General features: G+C 24.0%; 29 protein-coding genes and 1 tRNA gene. 8 read left to right on the top strand and 22 right to left on the bottom strand.

The window, feature by feature from the left end:
- Window positions 1-3: 3 nt before the first annotated feature.
- Genes BFL38_RS01415 through BFL38_RS01405 form a run of 3 tightly spaced genes read right to left on the bottom strand, consistent with a single transcriptional unit; the run spans window position 4 to window position 3,286 of the window.
- Complete coding sequence (locus BFL38_RS01415; protein ID WP_069725384.1) at window positions 4-1,254, bottom strand: DNA cytosine methyltransferase; 1,251 nt, start codon at window positions 1,252-1,254, stop codon at window positions 4-6.
- Window positions 1,251-2,162 carry a hypothetical protein gene (locus tag BFL38_RS01410; protein WP_069725383.1) on the bottom strand — a complete coding sequence of 304 codons (912 nt, stop codon included), beginning with the start codon at window positions 2,160-2,162 and terminating at the stop codon, window positions 1,251-1,253. Before BFL38_RS01410 ends, BFL38_RS01415 begins: the two co-directional genes overlap by 4 nt.
- A 14-nt stretch (window positions 2,163-2,176) precedes the next feature.
- The gene (locus BFL38_RS01405; protein ID WP_069725382.1) at window positions 2,177-3,286 is read right to left on the bottom strand and encodes a ParB N-terminal domain-containing protein; all 1,110 of its coding nucleotides are present in this window, start codon (window positions 3,284-3,286) and stop codon (window positions 2,177-2,179) included.
- Window positions 3,287-3,444: 158 nt separating this feature from the next.
- Between BFL38_RS01405 and BFL38_RS01400 the strand changes: the two genes are divergently transcribed.
- Together BFL38_RS01400 and BFL38_RS01395 are read left to right on the top strand one after the other, a co-directional pair.
- Window positions 3,445-3,753, top strand: a complete 309-nt coding sequence (locus tag BFL38_RS01400) for a hypothetical protein (RefSeq protein ID WP_069725381.1) — start codon at window positions 3,445-3,447, stop codon at window positions 3,751-3,753.
- Window positions 3,754-4,176, top strand: coding sequence for a hypothetical protein (locus BFL38_RS01395; protein WP_069725380.1), 423 nt, complete (start codon window positions 3,754-3,756; stop codon window positions 4,174-4,176).
- Between the two features lie 43 nt (window positions 4,177-4,219).
- Here BFL38_RS01395 and BFL38_RS15305 read toward each other — a convergent pair whose 3' ends face one another.
- From BFL38_RS15305 to BFL38_RS01310, 18 genes are all read right to left on the bottom strand, one after another.
- Window positions 4,220-4,348 (bottom strand): hypothetical protein, encoded by a 129-nt coding sequence (locus tag BFL38_RS15305; protein ID WP_008729085.1) that lies wholly within the window; start codon window positions 4,346-4,348, stop codon window positions 4,220-4,222.
- Window positions 4,348-5,277 (bottom strand): tyrosine-type recombinase/integrase, encoded by a 930-nt coding sequence (locus BFL38_RS01390; protein WP_069725379.1) that lies wholly within the window; start codon window positions 5,275-5,277, stop codon window positions 4,348-4,350. The genes BFL38_RS15305 and BFL38_RS01390 overlap by 1 nt, the downstream gene beginning before the upstream one ends.
- Window positions 5,278-5,355: 78 nt before the next feature.
- The gene (locus tag BFL38_RS01385; protein ID WP_069725378.1) at window positions 5,356-5,742 is read right to left on the bottom strand and encodes a single-stranded DNA-binding protein; all 387 of its coding nucleotides are present in this window, start codon (window positions 5,740-5,742) and stop codon (window positions 5,356-5,358) included.
- 8 nt (window positions 5,743-5,750) lie between these two features.
- Window positions 5,751-5,915, bottom strand: a complete 165-nt coding sequence (locus BFL38_RS01380; protein ID WP_069725377.1) for a group-specific protein — start codon at window positions 5,913-5,915, stop codon at window positions 5,751-5,753.
- On the bottom strand, window positions 5,912-6,157 hold the full coding sequence (locus BFL38_RS01375; RefSeq protein WP_069725376.1) for a hypothetical protein: 246 nt from the start codon (window positions 6,155-6,157) through the stop codon (window positions 5,912-5,914). The genes BFL38_RS01380 and BFL38_RS01375 overlap by 4 nt, the downstream gene beginning before the upstream one ends.
- The gene (locus BFL38_RS01370; RefSeq protein ID WP_069725375.1) at window positions 6,141-6,434 is read right to left on the bottom strand and encodes a hypothetical protein; all 294 of its coding nucleotides are present in this window, start codon (window positions 6,432-6,434) and stop codon (window positions 6,141-6,143) included. Before BFL38_RS01370 ends, BFL38_RS01375 begins: the two co-directional genes overlap by 17 nt.
- A gap of 2 nt (window positions 6,435-6,436) precedes the next feature.
- Window positions 6,437-6,661, bottom strand: coding sequence for a hypothetical protein (locus BFL38_RS01365; RefSeq protein ID WP_069725374.1), 225 nt, complete (start codon window positions 6,659-6,661; stop codon window positions 6,437-6,439).
- 22 nt (window positions 6,662-6,683) lie between these two features.
- Window positions 6,684-6,986 carry a hypothetical protein gene (locus tag BFL38_RS01360; RefSeq protein WP_083249357.1) on the bottom strand — a complete coding sequence of 101 codons (303 nt, stop codon included), beginning with the start codon at window positions 6,984-6,986 and terminating at the stop codon, window positions 6,684-6,686.
- On the bottom strand, window positions 6,976-7,179 hold the full coding sequence (locus BFL38_RS01355; protein WP_069725373.1) for a hypothetical protein: 204 nt from the start codon (window positions 7,177-7,179) through the stop codon (window positions 6,976-6,978). The genes BFL38_RS01360 and BFL38_RS01355 overlap by 11 nt, the downstream gene beginning before the upstream one ends.
- On the bottom strand, window positions 7,176-7,406 hold the full coding sequence (locus tag BFL38_RS01350) for a hypothetical protein (RefSeq protein WP_069725372.1): 231 nt from the start codon (window positions 7,404-7,406) through the stop codon (window positions 7,176-7,178). Before BFL38_RS01350 ends, BFL38_RS01355 begins: the two co-directional genes overlap by 4 nt.
- 9 nt (window positions 7,407-7,415) lie before the next feature.
- Complete coding sequence (locus BFL38_RS01345; RefSeq protein WP_069725371.1) at window positions 7,416-8,336, bottom strand: hypothetical protein; 921 nt, start codon at window positions 8,334-8,336, stop codon at window positions 7,416-7,418.
- A 48-nt stretch (window positions 8,337-8,384) separates the two neighbouring features.
- A complete protein-coding gene (locus BFL38_RS01340) occupies window positions 8,385-8,567 on the bottom strand; it encodes a hypothetical protein (protein ID WP_142950317.1) in 183 nt (60 codons plus the stop codon).
- Window positions 8,568-8,577: 10 nt separating this feature from the next.
- Entirely contained in the window at window positions 8,578-8,847 is a 270-nt protein-coding gene (locus BFL38_RS01335) for an HNH endonuclease signature motif containing protein (protein WP_069725370.1), read from the bottom strand.
- Window positions 8,834-9,127, bottom strand: a complete 294-nt coding sequence (locus BFL38_RS01330; RefSeq protein ID WP_069725369.1) for a nucleotide modification associated domain-containing protein — start codon at window positions 9,125-9,127, stop codon at window positions 8,834-8,836. The genes BFL38_RS01335 and BFL38_RS01330 overlap by 14 nt, the downstream gene beginning before the upstream one ends.
- A 71-nt stretch (window positions 9,128-9,198) precedes the next feature.
- A complete protein-coding gene (locus tag BFL38_RS01325) occupies window positions 9,199-9,474 on the bottom strand; it encodes a hypothetical protein (RefSeq protein ID WP_013114189.1) in 276 nt (91 codons plus the stop codon).
- Between the two features lie 11 nt (window positions 9,475-9,485).
- Window positions 9,486-9,746: a hypothetical protein gene (locus BFL38_RS01320; protein ID WP_069725368.1), complete on the bottom strand. Its 261-nt coding sequence runs from the start codon at window positions 9,744-9,746 to the stop codon at window positions 9,486-9,488.
- Between the two features lie 59 nt (window positions 9,747-9,805).
- Window positions 9,806-10,642 carry a DnaA ATPase domain-containing protein gene (locus BFL38_RS01315; protein WP_069725367.1) on the bottom strand — a complete coding sequence of 279 codons (837 nt, stop codon included), beginning with the start codon at window positions 10,640-10,642 and terminating at the stop codon, window positions 9,806-9,808.
- On the bottom strand, window positions 10,608-11,555 hold the full coding sequence (locus tag BFL38_RS01310; protein ID WP_069725366.1) for a hypothetical protein: 948 nt from the start codon (window positions 11,553-11,555) through the stop codon (window positions 10,608-10,610). The genes BFL38_RS01315 and BFL38_RS01310 overlap by 35 nt, the downstream gene beginning before the upstream one ends.
- Before the next feature lie 1,223 nt (window positions 11,556-12,778).
- On the opposite strand from BFL38_RS01310, the gene BFL38_RS01305 reads away from it, so the two are divergent.
- The 4 genes from BFL38_RS01305 to BFL38_RS01295 all read left to right on the top strand — a co-directional run bounded on the left by BFL38_RS01305 (window position 12,779) and on the right by BFL38_RS01295 (window position 14,167).
- Window positions 12,779-12,853 (top strand) — tRNA-Asp (locus tag BFL38_RS01305).
- 29 nt (window positions 12,854-12,882) lie between these two features.
- Window positions 12,883-13,146 (top strand): 30S ribosomal protein S20, encoded by a 264-nt coding sequence (gene rpsT, locus BFL38_RS01300; RefSeq protein WP_069725365.1) that lies wholly within the window; start codon window positions 12,883-12,885, stop codon window positions 13,144-13,146.
- Between the two features lie 274 nt (window positions 13,147-13,420).
- A complete protein-coding gene (locus BFL38_RS15055) occupies window positions 13,421-13,561 on the top strand; it encodes a hypothetical protein (protein ID WP_176720531.1) in 141 nt (46 codons plus the stop codon).
- Between the two features lie 141 nt (window positions 13,562-13,702).
- Window positions 13,703-14,167: a PepSY-like domain-containing protein gene (locus BFL38_RS01295; RefSeq protein WP_069725364.1), complete on the top strand. Its 465-nt coding sequence runs from the start codon at window positions 13,703-13,705 to the stop codon at window positions 14,165-14,167.
- On the opposite strand, the gene BFL38_RS01290 is transcribed toward BFL38_RS01295, so the two are convergent.
- Window positions 14,164-15,168: a tetratricopeptide repeat protein gene (locus tag BFL38_RS01290; protein WP_069725363.1), complete on the bottom strand. Its 1,005-nt coding sequence runs from the start codon at window positions 15,166-15,168 to the stop codon at window positions 14,164-14,166. The genes BFL38_RS01295 and BFL38_RS01290 overlap by 4 nt on opposite strands.
- A gap of 214 nt (window positions 15,169-15,382) precedes the next feature.
- On the opposite strand from BFL38_RS01290, the gene BFL38_RS01285 reads away from it, so the two are divergent.
- Window positions 15,383-16,723, top strand: coding sequence for a CoA-disulfide reductase (locus BFL38_RS01285; RefSeq protein ID WP_069725362.1), 1,341 nt, complete (start codon window positions 15,383-15,385; stop codon window positions 16,721-16,723).
- Between the two features lie 477 nt (window positions 16,724-17,200).
- A complete protein-coding gene (locus BFL38_RS01280; protein ID WP_142950316.1) occupies window positions 17,201-18,319 on the top strand; it encodes a hypothetical protein in 1,119 nt (372 codons plus the stop codon).
- Window positions 18,320-18,322: the final 3 nt, after the last annotated feature.

Raw genomic sequence — 18,322 nt, 5'->3', positions numbered from 1 at the left:
ATATTAACTTGTTATATATTTCATTATCTGATAGACTATATCTACATTAACAGCATTACCTAATGCTTTAAATGCTTTCGAATAATCTTCTGGTAAAATAAAATTATTTGGGAAAGATTGTAATGCTAATGCTTCTTCTGTAGTTATGTATCTAAAATTATTTCCATCACTAGAGACTATAGGTATCTGTGTTAAATTAATAGATACTAAAGATGGAAATCTATCTTTTTTACTAACTCTAATACCTGATGGTCTAAATTGTATTATATAGTCATGCAGATTTCTGGAATCATTATTTTTTATGTTCCATTCTAATTTCTGATGACTTAAACTTAATTTACTTAATTCATTTATATATTTAGAGAATACATTATTATTTTTTAAACAATAATCTCTACTATTTTTTATAAATCTTATTTTCCAATTTGGAAATTTTTCAGAATTAGTTCTAGCATATTTAGGTAGTAAATTTATTTGTTCATTTTTTGTTAAATCTTTTAAACTAGCACCATATATTCCATTATAATTGTTTAGTTCTGAACTTGAATAATTTATGGTAGCTTTATCCATAAATGGATATGTAGCCATATATTCTGTACTCCATAATGGACTATAAATATTTTCATCTTTTGGTAATTCATTAATAATATTTTGCCATAACTTTAATATAGATAATTTGCTTTCTTCAACGTACTTTATATTATGATATTTAATTTTATAAAAATTCTTCTTTACTTTTTTGTATTGTAATTTATTGATATCTTTTATTATGGAATTAGTTATTTTTTGACCAATTATAAATATTCTAGGTCTATGTTGTGGTATACCCAATTGATCTGGAGATACTATAATATATTGTATATTGTATAAACTTTCTACTTTGTTAGTAAAATCTTTTTTTAATTTAGATTTACCAAATCTTTCTACATTTTCTAATATAAAAAAAGATGGTTTATGATTTAATATTATTTTTTCAACATAATTTAACAATAACCCTCTTGCATCTTCTGTTTCTTTTCTTTCACCAGCTTTAGAAAAAGGTTGACATGGAAATCCCGAACATAGAATATCATGTTCAGGTATATCTTTTAAACTAATATTTGATATATCTCCATAAGGAATAATACCAAAATTTTTATTATATGTATCTTGTAAAATAGTATCTATTTCAGAAGCAAAAACGCATTCATATCCTAATTTATTTAATGCTAAATGAAATCCACCTATACCTGCAAATAAATCTATAAATTTCATTTAATCCACTCATATTTTTGAATAATATCATAAGTTTCTTTATATTGTTCTTTTAATTTAGTTTCATCTATAAATTGAAGTAAACAAATTCTATCAAATATTTCTCCTGCATCTCCTAAGGTACTTCCACCCAATTCATGCCTTTCTCTTGTAAGATATATATTAGGTATAGAAATCATTTTTGAATGAGTATACAAATCACCCATATATCCTTTCCAATGATCTATATTAATATCTTTATCTTTTTTTTGATAGTTCTTTCCAGCAGCACACTGAACTAATATTATATGGCCTCTCAAAGCATTTTTATGTGTTTTTCTATATGCTATTAAATCTACACCAGCATCTTGAGCATTTTTATTGAGTCTATCTATACTATGAAAGCATATTCCTAGTTCATAGCATATTTTTTCAAGTTCATTTCTTACATTTTCTATTCTTTTTATGTTATAGTCTGGTCTGCTTTTTTTTAATGCTATTTCTGTTATATGTTCAAAATATTTTCCAAAATCATCTGAAATTATATTTTTTTCCTTATCTATACCAGCACCATTTTTTGCAAGATATAAACAAAATAAATATGATTTATTCGGTATATTCTTTACATTATATTCCAATATATCATCTTTAAAATTAAATGGTAATTTATAATCGAAAACTTGTATTAAATTATATAATTCTTCTTTTAGTTGAGTCTTTTTTAATTCAATATCGGATAAGAATACATTTTCTTCGTCTTCTTCATTAAAACTATTTAAATCTTCATTAGCCTCAAATTCACTAGTACTGTAAATATCTAAATCTATAATCAAATCATCAATAGTTTTAAATAAATTATTTTTACTTCTATATATTAACAATTCTAATTCTAATATTTTTTCATCATTTAAAATATCAAATTTTGGCATTTTTTTATCCAGATTTAATTAGTAGATACTATATTTTTTATATTATCACAATATCTATTTATTTCTTCTATTGTTTTAGAACTTAAATTATTTTTCTTCTCTTTATAAATATACATTAATTGAGTTATTTTATTATAAGTTTCTTCAAATCTAACTACTAGATTAGAATCAACAGCTATTCTATTATAAGCTTCTACTAATAGATTAGGTAATTCAGAATTGGCATCTGTTCTACTCTTTAAATAATCTGTTGCTTCATTATCACTGAGTACGGCTGATAATGATACAGGATTAGTTTTTCCACCTGTTATTTGTCTTGAATCTACAATAATTCTATTATCAGATAACCATAGACATAAATAGAGCATATTATCATATTCTTTACTACCTTTTCCATATTTTCTTACATTATAATCTATAGTATCCCATTTATCATTAATATTTAAAAAATTCCTTATATTGCTTTGTCCTAATGCTAAATTTAAAAGAGAGAATTTATTTTCAAATAAATTTTCTAAATCATTTCTTCGATTTTCCTCTGATTCTATTAAATATTCTAACCAAAAATATGAATATATTAATGCTCCTATTGTATTAGTTTTACTACCTATAATTTTAGTAACATTTTTTATATTATTTTCTTTTTTATATAAACGAATTGCAAACTCTGCTTTTTCCTTAGCATCCCATTTCTTAATACCGCTTATATGTCTAACAGCTAATGCATTTTCTATATCTTCTTTTTTATCAAATATATAACATGGTAACTCTTTAATTTCTTGATTTTTATATGGAGACAATTTATCTGCAAAAAAAGAATCATTTTTATATTTTTTATCAGTTAATAACATAACAGCAGATAATCTACGGTTACCTTCAACTACAATATATTTATCATTTTCATCATCTTTTTTTACTACCATTAATGGTTCTGCTGGAATAAAACCATTTTGATCTATTGATATTATTAAATCCTCTAAAGAAAAACTTTTCCACATTCCTTTTAAAATATCATAATCATCTTTATTCCTATCTTTTTTTGCTATTCTTGGATTTTCTTTATCTAATTCAAGTTTATCTATAGAAATAAATTTATATAGTTCTTCTTGTCTATCTTTTTCCATAAAAATTATACCCAATATTATTATTTTTGTATTATATTAAAGAATTGCATTTTTGTCAAAAAATATATTTTTATTATCGGTTTCTTATATAAACTATTGACAAAATATAAAATATTAATTATACTATAGATTATAACTAATATTTTAGGAATATAATAATGATAAACATCATTTTTTTGCAATTATTAAAATTAACTTTAAAACAATTATTATTATCTTATGAAAAGATAATAATAGAAAAAGATAGAGAGAATTTTAATATAAAAATAAATGATACAGACAATATATCTTTTAAATTATCTTCTGAATATATTAAAGATATTAATAACGAAAGGGATATAAAAAAAGAAGATATATTAAAAATGAGAAGTGAAGGAATGACTCAAGTTTCTATAGCTTCTATAACAGGTTTATCACAATCTTATATTTCTAAAGTTTTACAAGAAAAAAATAAAGGAGAAAAATAAATGAACAATAAAGATATTGCAGATGCATTTGACAGAGGTTATATTTATCCTAAAAATATTGGAGAACCTATAGGAATTGCAAGAATGAAAGAATGTCAAGATATACATAATATGGAAAAATTAAAAGAAAAGGCATTCAATACCTTAAATGATTCAAGTTATGATAATGCTACATTAACATTAACAAAAAAATCCTTAGAACTAACTATTAATGATAATAATAATACCCATACATATAAAGAAAAAATATTTGGTAATAGTGTTATTGAAAAAACATGTATAGATTCAAATAATAATGTTACTAAAACTGAACTAATAACAAAAGTTAAAGAACTATATAGAGATGATTATACTCAAGATCAAATAGGTAAATATATTAATATTTCACAATCTCATGTTTCTAATATTATAAATGGAAATTAATAAATAAAGTGTTGCGATAACAGTAATTATCGCAACACTGTATCTAATTGATATAATCTAAAATAAGTTTTTTAATATACTTACGTACGCTCATATTGTTTTCTTTAGCTAATCTTTTTAATAACTTATATTCTTTATAATTAAATCTGCAAACTACTAATCTTTTTTTCATTATTCTGCCTCCAAACTTTTTAAGTATATTCCTGTTATAGCTATACTGCTATGATTTAATGCCTGCCTAATGAGTTCTATATCTTTAGTTTGTTTGTATAAAGTAACAGCAAAATAATGCCTTATATCATGTATAGAGTAGGCAGCTTTTATTTTGCCTTGTTTATATAAACGCTTTGAACTCCTATAAAAAATGTTTCTTATCACTTCAGAACTTTTATTTTTGAAAGGACAATTAAAAGAAATATTATTCTGTTTTAATAATTTAATAACTTTATCTGTAACTTTCCAGCTTATTTCCTTGCCTTTTGAATATGAATAATATTTGTTATTTCTTATTTCTAGTTTAGGTAAAGCACCAACACGTACTCCGCATTCCATTATAAAAATGATGGCCACTTTTATAAGAGGATCTGCTATATCTTTAATTATTAATTCAATTTCTTTTTTAGTAGGTACTTCCAAACGTTTTTTATTTTTCACAGGCGGACAAGTTTTTGTACCTCGAAAAGGATTTTTCATAAACGGATATCTTCTCTCTAAAAAAGAAAAGAAAGAGGAACATGAAGAAACTAATGCACGTATACTTAAATTAGAAAGTTCACTTGAATTGACTTCCGTTATAAAATCATCAGCTTCTCTTGCTTTAATAAATAAAATATTCTTATTATTCATACTACAGTATTTCTCTAGTTTATTAAGTCCGTTTCTATATTGTCTTTTTGTGTGATTGCTTTTTGTTTTTGAACATTGCTTAAAAAAGTTTTCTTTTTCTGTTTCATAATCTATCTGTTTAATAAGCTGCTCTTCTTTCATATAGTCAAGTATATTTAAGTAGTTAGCTTGCTTAATGAGAAGTTCCGCTTGTTTTTCTGTTATTATATTATTATTGTTTTGTGCTATTAATTTATTATTGCTTTTAGAAGCCATGTTTATACCTTTTTATTAAATTAAAGACAAAAGCCTTCATTTAATAAAAAGAATATAAACTTTTATAACTATGTATTATTAAAACGGTACCTCCTCATCATCTTCCTGACTATTATTTTCTACTGCATTATTCACATCTTTTTTATCAGCAAGCATCTGCATTGACTGCATAATTATTCTCACTTTAGATTTAGTAGTGTTTGTATTTTTATCCTGCCATCTTTCCTGCCTTAGTGTTCCGCATATCAAAACTTGCTTTCCTTTTATAAGATATTTACTTACTGTTTCTGCTAATTTTCCAAAAGCTACTATATCAAAATAATTTACTTCTGTAGTGTTTTTTGTACTTACATAATAATTGTTTGCTATAGAAAACTCAGCAATTTCCATTCCTCCTTGTGTATATTTTCGCTGCGGGTCAGCAGTTAGCCTTCCTATTAATGTTACAATGTTATGATCTGACATAACAACTCCTAATTTAATTTTATTACTATATCACAAAGTAAAGCAGCAATATTTGATAAAAAGAAACAAAGTAAATAAAATGCTTTACCTATAATATTTTTATTTGCTATACTAATAAATAAGAATATAAATCCTAGTATATGCCAAGATATAGATAAAAAATTATACATCATTTATATATCTCCACATTACTATAATAATTTTTATATGATAGTGCTAATTTTCTTGGAAGTTTTGAAACTCTCTTGAATAATAAGCATTGATATTTTTTACCGACTTTTATTAATATTTTTAATCTTGCTATGACATCTTTTTCCTTTTTATAACTTATCTTTTTATGCCAGTCATATCTAACACGCCTTTTTATTCGTTTATAAATAGCTTTATATTTATTAGCTTTATTCTTCAAGATCATAATAACTCCTATCAAATAAGTTCTGTATTTCTTCCTGAAACTCTTTATATATATCTTTTAAACATTTTCTTATTTTATTGTTCATATCAGATATATTTTCAACTTTAGTTCCTTTTTTTATTCTTATATATTCATGATGCATATATAAATCTATATGTTTTAATTGTTTGTAATCTCTATCAAAATGAATATTAAAGTCTAAGTCATGAAACGGAAGCATATTTTTTAATATACTTTTTACTTTTTCTCTTAAAATTATTATTTTTTTATTAAGCATTTTCAAACCTTATTCAATATATTTTCTACCGCCTGCATATAAAACTCTAAACTATGATGACACTCCAATCTTTCATTATTAATAGTTAGAAACAATTCATTTTTCTTTTTTAGTTTTTTATAACTAACATTAATATTTTTGTATTTATATTTTAATATTCCTAGAATATCATTCATTCTTCTGAACTCATCATTTACATCTTTATAATTAATAATCGCTTTAATCATATATTTTTATCTCTTTTATATGTTACTTATTAAGTCCTCTTCCTAAGATTTGCATCATTTTTAGATAATTTAAAACTTTATTTAAACAATTACTTGAATATAATTTTTTACTTCCTTTGCTATATAAAATAAATCTTTTTATTTTCTTTTTATATATTAAATTAAAATCTCTGCTTTTACCATTATGATAAAAGTTTTCTATTGTAAAACAAAATATTATAGATTTATCTTTTCCATTTTCCATAACTGCCATATCTTTTTGATAAGTAAAAAATAATCTAGTAAATATTCTTGATATTATTATTTTTTCTTTATTATTCTTCATTATCTTCTTCCTCACAAACAATCGTTATTGGAATACCCATATACTTCGATAAACCTTCTAAGCATGATATACAAAGTTTACCTTCTTTTTCTTTCTCTTTTTCTATACCATCTTTATCCTTATATTTAATATTTATTTGTCCTTCCAATATCTCATCATCATTTATATTTTTTTTACATATATCACAAATCATTTTTTATTTCCCTTATTCTTTTTTATATATTTATACAAAGTTTCTTTATTATCTTTCACTTTATATAATATATCCAAAACAACATCTTCAGGTTTTTTCTTAGTGTTTATAGCAGTTTGATATATAAGTGTTGCATATCCTATTAAAATATCTTCATAGCTACCTTTGGTTTTTATCAGAGTTTGATTTTCTTTTGTATTATCAAATATTATAATAGTGCCTTTCATTTATAAACCTCAATAATCAAAAAGCATTTTATTACCATCTGCATCTACTTTATCACCGTCTGCATCAAAATCCCAATTATTTATATTATCAGTATCTACACTTAATGGATCTTCATCTTCATCTATTTTATAATTAGACTGTTCTTCATCTTCTGAGAAAGATATTATCTCATTGTTTTCTTTTAATGTTTCTTCAAAAGATTTATTTTCTCTTTTATAAATTTCTTTTTGTATATCTTCTCTATAATTATCAAGCATTGTTACTTTCTCTAATTCTTTCAATTCTTCAAGAGTAAGTTCTGATAGTCTTCTGCCCTGTGTTATTTTATTTTCAAGTTCACGGCTATGATTAAACTTTTTGCCTTGTAAAATATGTTTTGCAGTTTCTGAATATCCACATATAGAAGCTAATTCACTTTCCAATAAAGCTATTTCTTCTAATTCCTCATTAGAAAGCTGTGTAATATCTCTTCCATTTTTTATACTTTTTATTTTATTATTAAGTTCATGCTCTTTTATATTTTCTATTATTGTGTTTGATTTTTTTTCTTTTTTAGTATTGTTATTATTACTGCTTTTCTTTTTTGATTTAGTCATACTTAAATCAAAAATACCTCTTTTATTTAATTCGTTTTTTATATAATCTTTATGCCCTTGCTCTAATTCCTCACTATTATACAACTCAATTAATTTGTCATCACTAAATAAATTTAAATATACATCTTTACTAGGACCATCTATAGGACATCTTGAATAGTCTTTTACAGAAGATTTACTGTTGTCATTAATATTTTCTTTTATTTCATTATCACTATTTTTTGATATAAACCTCTGTATAGCATTCATAATAGTATTAGCTTCTGATTTATTATCAGACTTAAAAGTTATACCAAAAAGTCCGTTATCTTCTATAAAGTTTAACTCTCTCATTCTTTATTTCCTCTTTTATTTTCTAATTCTAGTTTTTTCATTATTGCTTTATCTATCATTATTAAAAATACATTTGAAGGTATATTTATTTTCTTTTTTACTTATAAAGTCTATAAACTCAGATAATAAATATATAATGTCTTCACCATTGACATTGTTTATATCAATTAATACTTTTCCTTCAGATGTATTTTTTTCTAAATGTATATATTCTATATTATCTGTTTCCATAATAGCCTCATCAATAATCTTTTTTTTTATTTCCAAAAGCTCCATCTTCTTTTGCTGTTTTTCTGCTATGACACCTTTTGCATAAAGCCTGCAGATTACTTTTGTCATAAAACAGAGGATCATCTTCACTTTCTATTCTTTTTATATGATCCACATGTTCAGCAAAATTATGACACTCAGCAAAGTTTTTGCAAAGCGGATTTTCTTTCAAAAAACTTTCTCTAAAAGCACGCCATTTTTTGCTTTGATATCTTTTATATGCTTTTTCATCTCTTCTCATTATTATTCTCTTCTTTTTCTTTTAAGTAAATACTAAAAAGAACTGCATAGCCTGCTATATCAAATACAGTATCAATAATACTTTCCTCTACCATTGGTTCTTCTTTTGATAGTATAAGAGTTTTTAATCTGTTTAATTTATCTTCTATTCTTACTAACCCAATCTGTTTTCCAAACTCATCTAATGTTTTATCATAACTGTTTCCATAATCTTTATTCTTCTTAATTAATAAGTTTTTAAGCTCTTCACATTCATTAATAATTAAATCTTCTTTATTCATTTTTTATCTCCTAATTTTTGAACATCTTATTTACAAGTTATCAACATTGTTAACAGCTTATGAACATAGCATTATTCATTTTCACTAATTCGCTCTCCTATATCCAATATCAAAGATTCTGAATCTTCATAGCAATATGGTGCTTTTCCATCAAAACATATTTTGAATAATCCGTCATCTATATCTATATAACATCCGCATAAATCACTATTAATTTCTAATCTGTTTCTTTTTATCACCATAGAGTTGTTTAAGTCTGGATATTCCTCTGCTATTCTATTTAATATCATTTCTAAAATAGCCAATTTAGTTTGAATGTAATGCCTACATAATTCATCTAAATACATTTTTTATATCCTTATTTATAATTTGTAAAATCAATAACTAAATCTGTTTTTATATTATTATTATTTTTATCTATGATTTTATCACGAAGTTCGGTATATCCTCTATCAATAGTATCTACGCAATCTGAAGATAAAATAAAGAATTTGTATTTTTTATCATCTTCAATAATTAAATTATATTTGTTTATTGATAATCCATTAATATCAGCTTTATATATGTGCATAGGTTTTTCAATAAAAAATAAACTATTATCAGTTATTATAGTTAGCATACATATTTTCCTCTTTTAATAAAATCTTATAAAAATAATCAAAATAATATTTTGACTATTTAAGCAGTTATTAATTCTTTATATTTCTGCATTTCTAGTTCTATAATATTTAAGTTCTTTAATCTGCTTGTAAGCCTGCCTTTGATTTCCTCAATATTATCTTTTCTTGTTTTAATATTTAGACTGTTCATTAAACCTATATAGCTTTTATTTGATGTTAGTATCACTGTTTTTTCTAATTCTCTGATTTTATCAAATAATTTATAATAGCCTTCAGCAGCATAATGGAAACCTACACTGTCAATGTCGTCTATCATAATAATATCTGCAAATTTTATATTATCTATTTTGGCATCTATACTTGATTTCAAATCTCTATCTTGTGCATTTTTATTAAACAAGTTTTTATGCATATCTTCAAAAATAGATGCCTTCATATACAATGCTTTAATATTATTAATAGCATATATCTGCCATAACATTTTAAGCATTGTAGTTTTACCTGTTCCGCTTTCTCCTTCAATATAAAGTGAGTTCATACTTCCTAACTCTAAATATTTTTTTATACTGCTTACTAACTTTTGATTATTAAACTTTTCTGCAAAAATATTTAATGTCATATCATTGTCTAATTTATTAAATACAGTATTATATCTTTTTATTATTATTTCTAAGTCCTCTATTTTTCTTTCTATCTTACTTTTTTCATCACTCACGCAATAGCAAACAATAGGAACTATACTTTTAGAACCTTTTACAAATCCAAACTCATCGCATTTTGTGCAGTGCGGGTCTTTGCCTTCTCTTGCCGTTTTTTTCAATTCTTCCAAATGTTTTTTATAGCTAAGAAGGCAATAACTGCTATCCGCAATTTGCAATTTTAGCATACGCTTCATTTATGTTTCCTCCTTTTTCCAATTCATTTAATAAAGCATTTAATTTATCAAGTCCTCGAGGTATTGAGTATTTTTTGTTTTCTTTATCTGTTTTATTTTCTTCAAAAAAATATTTTTTAGCATCATCTATTTTTTTATCTTCTGCTTTTTGTAGATTTCCTTTCAATGCTAATCCTACTAAGTTTTGAAATTTTATACTGTCTCTTTTATTTTCTGCTAATCTTAAAAAATATTCTTTAGCAATTATTAAAGCATCATCTATATTGTCCGTAGTTCTTTTTCTATAATGCTCTAATAAATACTCTTTATATTTTGTATTTTTTCTGAAATCTAATTTAAACCCTAAAACCTCTTCATGCACATTAAAATATTTATCCCAGAATTTTTTAAAATCATCAGCTTCTTTTTTCTCTTCTTCTGTTTTTTCTTTTTTTATTAATTTTCTAGGCTGTAAAGGTTCTGTGTTTACATCTTCATTAAACAAGCTAGGCTCATCGTATTTCTGTTCAACAGGTGCATCCATATTGCGTATTGCTCTGTCTTCTTCAACAAGCATCTCTATTGCTTTTTTTAATCCTGCAAAATTATATACCGTTCCTGTTCCGCAGAATCTATTGTCTTTATAAATATATCTAGTTGTAAAAGTTAAATAGCCTTTTGCATACAGACTCTGTCTCTGTCGTGAATAATGTGTTCCTGTAGGATTGATTTCTTTATCTCTTATTTCCTTTTCTTTTTTCCAGCTCAAACTCATTACAGCGATAATAAACTCAAACTCGCTTGCTGTTAGCCCAAGTCTTTTTCTGTAATAAATTAATGTATTCGGTATTGATGTAAAGCCTCTGTCAAGCATAGCATCGCCGTACGCTGCTATTAAGTATTCGCTTTTTACTTCCTGTCTTTCCGTAGTCATTATACTGCTCCGCATAAATATTTTTTTGATTTGTTTTTTACATCAAAGAATGATGTTAAAGATTTAAATAAATTTCTTTTGAAGTGATTTTGATGTCTGATTTTTTTAACTGAGAAGTAGTTAAAAGATATGCTCAGATTTATATTAAAAAAGCTGTAAAAAAACTTTTTATTTGCTGTTATTATTTTCGAGATTTTGAAAAATTGATTTTGCTTTAAATCTAGTATGCGATTAACACATACTAGATTTTTTAACATATTAGTGAGATTTTTTTTATGAACTTGTACCGCTTTCCATATTCTTTTGAAATTCGTTGAAATTATTATTTTTTTTATTATTGCTAATAAAAATTGTTCGCTAAAAATGTATAGCAAGTAAATTTGCTATACGCCACAATTTTTATATTTTGCTTTCTAATATTTAAAAATTATTATATTTATATATGCTAAAGTAATTTTATAAAATATTTCTAAGCAGATTATTATAGTATAATAACAAAAGAAGAATTAAGTAATTAATATTATAGAAATGTAAATAAAGTATTAATGATATTTTTTAATAAAAATTCTTTTCAATAAATAGACTTGTTTTAAAAATACTTGAAAAGATTATATACAAAAATTTTATAATTTATTAATTATAAAAATGCTTTATATGTTTATAAATTATTACTTTAGTATATAAATATGCAGTCTTTCACTCAATCATAAATAAGATTATTTTTTAAACAAGACCCATATATTAATTAAATATTATTTTGTTGGTTAATTAAAATTGGAAAAATTAGTATTTTACTTACTTTTCTTTTTTGAGCTATTTTAAATCCCACCCTTCATTCTTATTGATGTATTCTGCAATTTATATTTTCTATTTTTTTCTGTCTAATTAAAAATTTTTAGCTTCCCACCCAATTCTTTTTAATTTTAAATTTAATACACCGCACGTTTTATTTAATTTTATATATATTTTTTATTATGATTGATAATCTATATATGTATATAAAACATTCAGCGTGCGTGTATTAAAATTTAATAAATTTCATTAAGCTGTTAATATTTATCAATTCTATATTTTTTATTATATGCTTCTAATATTTATATATTAAATATACAAAAAAAATAATAATAGTGATAATTTTAATATATATTTTTTAATTTTTTTCATTATAGTAGTTGACAAAAAATATAATTAGTATATAATACGAAGCATTCCTTAACTAATTTGGAGTTGTAGCTCAGTTTGGTTAGAGCGCCTGCCTGTCACGCAGGAGGCCGCGGGTTCGAGCCCCGTCAACTCCGCATTTTATTTTAATATGGAGTGAATTACAATGCCTAATATAGCTTCTGCATCTAAAAGATTAAGACAGAATGAAGTTAGAAATCTCTATAACAGAAAAATTAAAAGTTTCTTAAATACTCAAAAAAAGAAAGTAATTAAAGCGGTAGATAGTAATGATAAAAATCTTGCTTCAGAAGAATTTAAAAAATATGCGAGTGCTTTAGATAAAGCTGCTAGAAAATCTGTTATTCATGTTAATAGAGCAGTTGCTAAAAAATCTTATATGATGAGAAAAATTAATGCTATGAATTGATTTTGTTTTTGATTAGAAATACAAAGACCTATACATATAAATGTGTAGGTCTTTTTTATTTCTTCATTTTATTTTTTTAATAACATGTTTTTTGTGAAAAAATATATATTTTTTATTTTTTAAAATAAATTTTTGTTATTATTATAATATCAGATTTAAGTTGTTTAATAGTATATAGTTTTTATAATACTTAATGGTAAATTAATCTATATTTTTTATTATAATATTATTGCTTCTAAATATGATTAAGCCTTAGAGAAAAGGAGGAACCATTGTGATTAATAACTTAAATTTTCTTAATAATAATTATGATGATTCTATTATATTTAATGATGAAGATTATAATTCCTTAATTCAAGAATATAATGATATTATTAAGAATAGCATATCAGAACAAGAAAATAGTGTTCTTTAAAAATATTATAAAAATACCGGTTATTTTATATAGCTGGTATTTTAATTTTTAAAATGTATTTGTTAGAATTATTTTGAAACAATTACAATTATAATATAAAAAATTCTAACATTATAATTATAAAATACGAAAATAAAGGTTATGAAATATCTAAAATTAATTTTGCTTGTATTTATATTTAATTTAAATATATATTCTCAAACTATAACAGAAAATTCTCTGCCTTTGAGAGCAAAAAATTTTTTAAATATTAATTTTCCGGGAAATAATATAGAATCAGTTTCATTATATCAAAATGGTGGAGGATATGAAGTTGATATAGATTTTGGATATAAAGTTATTTTTTATAATACAGGACTTTGGAAAAAAATATCTATAATCAATGATGAAACTAAAAATATTGGAATACCAAGAAGCTGCATACATAAATCTATGGTTAATGTTATAGATAATGAATATCCTCATTCTAAAATAACTGAGATAGAGCGTAAAGATAAAAATTTTATTATCAAATTAGATGATAAATATTTAATGGAAATAACAGGATACGGTATTATAATCAGTCAAGAAAACTTAGATAAAGAAGATACTGATTCATATAATTAGGAAATTATTTCTTTGGCTTTATTGAATGCTATTATAGATTTATCTCTATCACCCATAGCATTATAAGTGTTAGCAAGTAATATATAAACTTCTTTATTGCTATTATCTAATTTAATACATTCTTCCAAGGCATTTATAGCATTATCGTAAAGTCCGGCTGAATAATATGAAAGAGCCAAGTAATAATAAGAAGATGAATGGCTGTTATTCATTTCTATAGCTTTATTTAAATATGATATAGCATTTATGTAATCTTTAGTTTCATATAAAGAAATTCCAATATAATAGCATAGCAAATAATCTTTATTATCTATATTCAAAGCACTATTAAAAGAATATACAGCATTATCAAAATCATTAAGCATAAAGAAACATAGCCCCATATTAAAATATGCATAATAGTTATTTTTTTCTATCTCTATTACTTTTTTTAATATATCTATAGACTTTTTATATTCATATTTATCTTTATATGAAATGGCAAGCATATATAGGCTAGTATAATCATATTTATTAAGTTCTATAGCTCTTTCAAAAGATTCTATAGCCTCATCCGTTCTTTTTAGATTATATAGTGCTATTCCAAAAGTACGCCAATTAAGATATTCTTTTGGTGCTATCATAAAAGATCTATTTAAAACATTTACGGCATCTTCATGTCTTCCTACTTCTACATAGCATTTTCCAAGCCAATTAAGACTTATATAATCATTATTTTCTATTTCACAAGCTTTTTCAAGATGAGCTATAGCATTATAATAATTATTTATTTTAGTATATGATATTCCTATAAGACGCCATATAGAATAATCACTATCATTTATGACTAATGCCTCTTTAAAAAGTTCAATAGCTTCTTTATGATTGCCTAATTGAGTATAAAATACTCCGAAATCTATTCTAGCTTTATGATTATTTGGTTCTCTATTACATATTTCTTTATAATGAGATATCATATTATCTATTTTATTTTGAAGGCTGTAATCTGATGAATTGTCCATAATTGATTTGATTTCCTCAACAAATAATTATATATAATAGTATATCTTTAAGTTAATTTTTTTTCAACTTTTAATTTTAATATATATTCTGTAAAAATTAAAATGTCATTGTAATTTGACAAAATTTTATTATATTACTTAAATAAGCAATAAAAATTGACAAACCTATTATTTTTAAATATACTACATATAGGTATATAAAAAGGAGTTAAAAATGAAAAAAGTTATAATAATAGGAGGCGTTGCTGCTGGAATGAGTGCGGCTGCCAAGGCTAGAAGATTAGATAAAGAGGCTGTTATTACAGTTTATGAAAAAACGGATGTTGTATCTTGGGGGGCATGCGGTATGCCTTATTATGTAGGCGGTTTTTATGAAAGCCCTAATACTATGATAGCAAGAACTGCTGAGGCTACTATAAAGTCAGGGATAGACTTAAAAGTGAAGCATGAAGTTTTGAAAATAGATGCTAAAAATAAAAAAGTATTGGTTAAAGATATAATAAATAATAAAGAATTTGAAGATAATTATGATTCGCTGCTTATAGCTACAGGGGCAAAATCAATAATACCTAATATAGAAAATATCAATATAGGCAATGTATCTACTTTAAAAGAGTTTAGTGATTCTATTAACATGAGAGAAAAAATGAAAGACTCTAGTATAAAAAATGTTGTTATATTAGGTGCAGGATTTATAGCTATTGAGGCTGCTCATGCTTTGAAGCATATAGGAAAGAATGTTATTATCATACAGCGTTCAGACAGAGTATTTGGAAATAAATTTGACAAAGAATTTTCTGATATGGTGATAGAACATATAAAAGAAAATGTTGACTTGCATCTAAATGAAAAAGTTCAGGGTTTAGAAGCTGACAGTAACAATAATGTAAAAGCAGTTGTTACAGACAAGGGAAAATATGATGCTGATTATGTTGTTGTTGCTATAGGAGTTACACCTAATACTGTTTTAGCTAAGGATGCCGGTATAAAATTAATGGATAATGGTGCTATATTAGTTGATAGGGAAGGAAAAACAAATATTGATTCTATATATGCTGCTGGGGACTGTGCTAGTATATATGATAAAGTATTGAATGATCAGACTTATGCTGCTCTCGCTACAGGGGCAAATAAATTGGGAAGAATGGTTGCTAGTAATTTAGTAGGAGGACATGAAAAGTTTATAGGAAGTTTAACTAGTGCATGCATACTTGCTTTTGAACTTGAAGCTGCAAGAACAGGAATAACAGAGGAAGAAGCTAAAAAAAGGAATATTAACTATAAAACTGTTACGGTAAAAGATTTAGATCATACTCATTATTATCCTGATTATCAGGACTTACATATAAAACTTGTATATTTAGCTGACAGCAGAAAGATAATAGGCGGTCAGATATTAGGAAAAAGAGGTGCTGTATTGAGGGCGGATGTCATAGCTGCTTGTATATATGCTGGGCTTACTGTAGATGAATTAGGAATGCTTGACTTATGTTATGCTCCTCCTTTTGCAAGGACTTGGGATTCTTTGAATGTCGTTGGAAATGCAGCTAAATAAATGATTTTAATTTTAAACCATGCTGCATAATTATTAATGCAGTATGGTTTTTGGATTTATTTTCACTACCCGCCCTTTATATTTTTTGCTTTATTTTGTTATTTCTAAATTATTATTCTTTTTTATTTCAAAAGAAAATATAGAGTCCCACCCAAGTTTTTTTAATTGGAAAATCTATTTCAACTAACAGTTAATTAATGATTATTTATAGCTAAAATTCTATTATTAACTTATTTATATTAGTTCATCTTGTATACAATCAATTAAAAAAAATTCTATTTATAATGACTTATAATTTTTGCTTTTTATATGAATGTATTATTTATTATATAAATGAATATTTATATAATAAATTTATGAATATAAAATTGGTATTAAATAAACAATAAAGGGAGATGATGATAAAGTACATTTAGTTAATAGTGTTTTTTGAGAATAATAATTGAAAAAATGCTATTATTAATTTATAATATATTTATGAATAAAAAACATTTTTTTATTAAAAAAAATAGAAAACATAAAAAATTTTATAAGAAATTATCACATAAAAAACATACGATTAAAAAATTTAGATATGAATTAAAGAAAAAAAGAAAAAGTGGTTTTGCTACTGGAAGCATATATAAAAAAAGTATACATAAAAAAAAAGATAAATTAGAAATAAATATTCCTAAAATTTTATCATTCGATGAAAATTTATACGAAACATTAGTTTTTTTCAATAAAATAAGAGAAATATCAGATAATAAAAAAAGATTGTTTATAAATATGCAATATCTTACATATATAACTCCTGAAGCAGCATTGGTATTGGTATCTGAATTAGATAGACTTTGTACTTTACATAAAACTAAAATTGGAGTTTATGATTTTAACAAATGGAACAATGAAATAAAAAATATATTTAATGATATAGGTATGTATGATTTTCTAAATATCAAATTATCAAGAAAAGAAAAAAGATATATAATTCCTAGTAATAATAGTAATATAATATATTTGAAATTTAAATCCGGAACTAGCGGTAATGAAGCTCGTAAATTACAAATTGTAAATGAAATGGAAAGCTTAATTAACGAAAATAGTATAAGTGGAAAGAAAACTCTTAAAGTTGGCATAACAGAAGCTATATTAAATACGCATCATCATGCTTATCCTAATGATTTTATTGGTAATTCTATATATAAATTAAAAAAATGGTGGTTATTAGGCTATATAAATATAAATGATAATAATATAAAAATTATAATTTATGACCAAGGAAAAACAATACCTAAAACACTAGATTTAAAGAAATATTTTATTTTAAATAAAAATGATGCGGAAAAAATTCTTACTGCAGTAGAAACAAGTGAATCATCAACAAAATTAGAAAATAGAGGAAAAGGATTGAAATCCATTAAAAAATATGCTAAAAAATCGGATGATGGTGAACTTGTAATAATTAGCGGAAAAGGTTATTATAAGTATACAAAAAATAATGATACTATCGAATCAAAATTATTAGCGGATAATCTTCAAGGTACACTTATTTCTTGGAATGGCTGCATAAAATCTGAAATAGATATAGATGAAACATTATATGAGGAGGAATAATTA

Source organism: Brachyspira hampsonii, from assembly GCF_001746205.1.
GTDB lineage: Bacteria > Spirochaetota > Brachyspiria > Brachyspirales > Brachyspiraceae > Brachyspira > Brachyspira hampsonii_B.
This window is presented reverse-complemented; position numbering and strand designations above follow the sequence as displayed.

Coding starts and splice junctions, on each gene's coding strand:
- BFL38_RS01290 (WP_069725363.1), bottom strand. CDS start 15,168: ATGGACAATTCATCAGATTACAGCCTTCAAAATAAAATAGATAATATG.
- BFL38_RS15305 (WP_008729085.1), bottom strand. CDS start 4,348: ATGAAAAAAAGATTAGTAGTTTGCAGATTTAATTATAAAGAATATAAG.
- BFL38_RS01370 (WP_069725375.1), bottom strand. CDS start 6,434: ATGCTTAATAAAAAAATAATAATTTTAAGAGAAAAAGTAAAAAGTATA.
- BFL38_RS01395 (WP_069725380.1), top strand. CDS start 3,754: ATGAACAATAAAGATATTGCAGATGCATTTGACAGAGGTTATATTTAT.
- BFL38_RS01315 (WP_069725367.1), bottom strand. CDS start 10,642: ATGAAGCGTATGCTAAAATTGCAAATTGCGGATAGCAGTTATTGCCTT.
- BFL38_RS01365 (WP_069725374.1), bottom strand. CDS start 6,661: ATGATTAAAGCGATTATTAATTATAAAGATGTAAATGATGAGTTCAGA.
- BFL38_RS01415 (WP_069725384.1), bottom strand. CDS start 1,254: ATGAAATTTATAGATTTATTTGCAGGTATAGGTGGATTTCATTTAGCA.
- BFL38_RS01320 (WP_069725368.1), bottom strand. CDS start 9,746: ATGCTAACTATAATAACTGATAATAGTTTATTTTTTATTGAAAAACCT.
- BFL38_RS01400 (WP_069725381.1), top strand. CDS start 3,445: ATGATAAACATCATTTTTTTGCAATTATTAAAATTAACTTTAAAACAA.
- rpsT (WP_069725365.1), top strand. CDS start 12,883: ATGCCTAATATAGCTTCTGCATCTAAAAGATTAAGACAGAATGAAGTT.
- BFL38_RS01390 (WP_069725379.1), bottom strand. CDS start 5,277: ATGGCTTCTAAAAGCAATAATAAATTAATAGCACAAAACAATAATAAT.
- BFL38_RS01360 (WP_083249357.1), bottom strand. CDS start 6,986: ATGAAGAATAATAAAGAAAAAATAATAATATCAAGAATATTTACTAGA.
- BFL38_RS01340 (WP_142950317.1), bottom strand. CDS start 8,567: ATGGAAACAGATAATATAGAATATATACATTTAGAAAAAAATACATCT.
- BFL38_RS01295 (WP_069725364.1), top strand. CDS start 13,703: ATGAAATATCTAAAATTAATTTTGCTTGTATTTATATTTAATTTAAAT.
- BFL38_RS01325 (WP_013114189.1), bottom strand. CDS start 9,474: ATGTATTTAGATGAATTATGTAGGCATTACATTCAAACTAAATTGGCT.
- BFL38_RS01410 (WP_069725383.1), bottom strand. CDS start 2,162: ATGCCAAAATTTGATATTTTAAATGATGAAAAAATATTAGAATTAGAA.
- BFL38_RS01285 (WP_069725362.1), top strand. CDS start 15,383: ATGAAAAAAGTTATAATAATAGGAGGCGTTGCTGCTGGAATGAGTGCG.
- BFL38_RS01350 (WP_069725372.1), bottom strand. CDS start 7,406: ATGAAAGGCACTATTATAATATTTGATAATACAAAAGAAAATCAAACT.
- BFL38_RS01375 (WP_069725376.1), bottom strand. CDS start 6,157: ATGATCTTGAAGAATAAAGCTAATAAATATAAAGCTATTTATAAACGA.
- BFL38_RS01330 (WP_069725369.1), bottom strand. CDS start 9,127: ATGAATAAAGAAGATTTAATTATTAATGAATGTGAAGAGCTTAAAAAC.
- BFL38_RS01335 (WP_069725370.1), bottom strand. CDS start 8,847: ATGAGAAGAGATGAAAAAGCATATAAAAGATATCAAAGCAAAAAATGG.
- BFL38_RS01405 (WP_069725382.1), bottom strand. CDS start 3,286: ATGGAAAAAGATAGACAAGAAGAACTATATAAATTTATTTCTATAGAT.
- BFL38_RS01280 (WP_142950316.1), top strand. CDS start 17,201: ATGAATAAAAAACATTTTTTTATTAAAAAAAATAGAAAACATAAAAAA.
- BFL38_RS01385 (WP_069725378.1), bottom strand. CDS start 5,742: ATGTCAGATCATAACATTGTAACATTAATAGGAAGGCTAACTGCTGAC.
- BFL38_RS01355 (WP_069725373.1), bottom strand. CDS start 7,179: ATGATTTGTGATATATGTAAAAAAAATATAAATGATGATGAGATATTG.
- BFL38_RS01310 (WP_069725366.1), bottom strand. CDS start 11,555: ATGACTACGGAAAGACAGGAAGTAAAAAGCGAATACTTAATAGCAGCG.
- BFL38_RS01345 (WP_069725371.1), bottom strand. CDS start 8,336: ATGAGAGAGTTAAACTTTATAGAAGATAACGGACTTTTTGGTATAACT.
- BFL38_RS01380 (WP_069725377.1), bottom strand. CDS start 5,915: ATGATGTATAATTTTTTATCTATATCTTGGCATATACTAGGATTTATA.